Genomic DNA, 2889 nt, shown 5'->3' on the forward strand with positions numbered 1-2889 from the left:
AATTTATTACAGATAAAAAGTGATTTTTGAATCTAAAAAAGTCTCTATTTTTTGTCCTCAATGTAAAACTATAGCTGTGGTAAAAATTTTATATCCCTTTTTACCTTCTTTATCTTTTTCCTATTTATCACAAAATCTAACACATAATATGAGTTTAATGAAGCGTTATAAATGGGTTGCTTATAGCTCTATTTAATCCTCACAAGATACTTTAAAATATTTTTTTGTACCAGTACCTCCACAAATAGGTACTTCCGTTTTCAGAAATAAGACCAAGTATAAATATTAATATACACTTATTCGTTTTATTGTTATTCTTTTATTTTAAGTTCATATTCATTTTTATTAGAATCAATTCCTATTAGTTTACCATAACCTATCCACTCTACTTTCACAGGAATATCACTTTTGTCATTGGTATAAAGTATTCCCGCCCCGTATTTTTTGTGTGTAATAATATTGCCTGTAACCACATTATTATCTTGATCAGTTCCTATTACATCGTAATTATACTCATATTCGTTAAATTTTCCTGTTCGATATTCGTATTTCTTTTCAGGATTTTTATAAAAAGTTTGAGCTTCTTGTGGTGTAACAGATTTGATGTCATTGGGTTCGATTTTTACTTTTACCGCTGGTTTTACTGGTACTTTTATCGGTTCTTTTTTACATTTCCAAAAACAACAAAAACATACTAAAACTAAAAATATTTTTTTCATTTTACCTTTTTTGACAAAAGTAAATTCTATGTTTTTAAAGACCTTACGGTTTTCCGTAATAGAAGTTCTAAAAGAGCTGTTATATTCATCGTAAAAAAATAAATGCTAAAAAAAACCATTCTAATTGAAAATAAATCATCTCTTTATACAAAAAACAATCAATTAATTATAAAAGGGATTTTACGAGAGGCTACTATACCCATAGAAGATATAGGCTTTTTGGTACTTGAAAGTCAAGAAATCTATATTAGTCTCCCAGCTTTAAATTTATTATTAGAACATAACAGTGCTGTCATTATTTGCAACGCATCCCATTTGCCACAAGGTATGTTTTTGAATTTGAATAGTCACCATATACAACAAGAACTCTTTAAATATCAGATTGAAGCAAGTATTCCGCTAAAAAAACAATTATGGCAACAAACCATTGTTGAAAAAATTACAAATCAAGGTTTGTTACTTGAGCGTATAACTGGTTTAAAAAATCAGTTTCCTTTTTTAGCTTCTAAGGTTTTAAGTGGTGATAGTAGTAATATGGAAGGAGTTGCAGCCAGTCAGTATTGGAAACAATTTTTTGATATACGTTTCAAGCGGGAACGCTTTGGAGATTATCCTAATAATTTTTTAAATTACGGTTATACTTTATTACGAGCAGCCACAGCTAGATCTTTATCAGGAAGTGGTTTATTAAACACCTTAGGTATTCATCATAGAAATAAATACAATGCTTTTGCTTTAGCAGATGATATTATGGAACCTTTTCGCCCTTTAGTAGATGAAAAAGTATATGAACTAATACAGCGCTACGAAGAGCAAGAACTGAATACAGCTATAAAATCTGAATTATTACAAATACTTACGCGTACAGTGTATTTTAAAGACGAAAAAAGTCCTTTGATGGTAGGATTACAAAAAACGGCAAGTTCCTTACAACAGTGTTTTTCGGGCGATCGTAAAAAGATAAAATACCCAAAATTATGGATTTAAACGGGTATCGAATTATGTGGTTGTTTGTGTTTTTTGATTTGCCTACTGAGACTAAGAAAGACCGAAAAAATGCTTCTGGATTTCGGAACCAACTTTTGAAAGATGGTTTTAGTATGATGCAATACTCGGTATATATACGGCATTGTGCCAGTAGCGAAAGTGCCGATGTACATGAAAAACGTGTACACAAACTCCTGCCTCCTTCAGGAAAAGTAAGTATGTTACGAATTACAGACAAGCAATTTGGGAACATACAAAACTTTTGGGGTAAAGTAGAAACCCCTAAAGCACCACAACCCACCCAACTGGAACTGTTTTAGAAATAAAAAAATGCTTCAATCTTGGTATAACGTGCCAAAAAAGAAGCATTTTTTTTAACGATATTTCGGCTTAATGCTTTGATATTTAATAACTAAGCTGTTAGCTAATATCGTGTTTTCTAATCTTTAATCAAACCACAACCACTTAAAGTCAAGAGGTTATATTGTTATAATATCGTGTTTTCTAATCTTTAATCAAACCACAACTTCAAGCCCAGCATTTCTGTAATCAATTAAAATATCGTGTTTTCTAATCTTTAATCAAACCACAACCTGGTTTCGTAATTATCAATATTTTGCTCGAATATCGTGTTTTCTAATCTTTAATCAAACCACAACATAGTTTTTTTGATATTACCAATAACCGGAAATATCGTGTTTTCTAATCTTTAATCAAACCACAACCCAATTTAATTTACCGCCTTTTCTATCGCAATATCGTGTTTTCTAATCTTTAATCAAACCACAACAATAAGACCCCATTTTTCTCTTTCTTCTTAATATCGTGTTTTCTAATCTTTAATCAAACCACAACTATATAATACACAGGTAATAAGTTAAGCAAATATCGTGTTTTCTAATCTTTAATCAAACCACAACAAGCATATCAATACATAAATTGCATTTCTTAATATCGTGTTTTCTAATCTTTAATCAAACCACAACAACTCTTAAAGGCATTGTAATAACTCTTTCAATATCGTGTTTTCTAATCTTTAATCAAACCACAACTATCTGGAACACCTCTTTCTTTTTCCGAAAATATCGTGTTTTCTAATCTTTAATCAAACCACAACACGTTAAATCTAAAAGATAAATTTTCATTTAATATCGTGTTTTCTAATCTTTAATCAAACCACAAC

General features: G+C 30.1%; 3 protein-coding genes and 1 CRISPR repeat array. Of the genes, 2 read left to right on the forward strand and 1 reads right to left on the reverse strand.

The window, feature by feature from the left end:
* Window positions 1-311: 311 nt before the first annotated feature.
* The gene (locus B0A78_RS13785; protein ID WP_014164463.1) at window positions 312-719 is read right to left on the reverse strand and encodes a hypothetical protein; all 408 of its coding nucleotides are present in this window, start codon (window positions 717-719) and stop codon (window positions 312-314) included.
* A gap of 102 nt (window positions 720-821) precedes the next feature.
* On the opposite strand from B0A78_RS13785, the gene cas1 reads away from it, so the two are divergent.
* Both cas1 and cas2 read left to right on the forward strand, forming a co-directional pair.
* Window positions 822-1706 carry a type II CRISPR-associated endonuclease Cas1 gene (cas1, locus tag B0A78_RS13790; RefSeq protein ID WP_014164462.1) on the forward strand — a complete coding sequence of 295 codons (885 nt, stop codon included), beginning with the start codon at window positions 822-824 and terminating at the stop codon, window positions 1704-1706.
* The gene (cas2, locus tag B0A78_RS13795) at window positions 1697-2026 is read left to right on the forward strand and encodes a CRISPR-associated endonuclease Cas2 (RefSeq protein WP_065213638.1); all 330 of its coding nucleotides are present in this window, start codon (window positions 1697-1699) and stop codon (window positions 2024-2026) included. The genes cas1 and cas2 overlap by 10 nt, the downstream gene beginning before the upstream one ends.
* A gap of 106 nt (window positions 2027-2132) precedes the next feature.
* A CRISPR array of direct repeats spans window positions 2133-2889; the repeat unit is 36 nt; unit sequence AATATCGTGTTTTCTAATCTTTAATCAAACCACAAC.

It is taken from the genome of Flavobacterium columnare NBRC 100251 = ATCC 23463 (assembly GCF_002530675.1).
GTDB classification, from domain to species: Bacteria; Bacteroidota; Bacteroidia; order Flavobacteriales; family Flavobacteriaceae; genus Flavobacterium; species Flavobacterium columnare.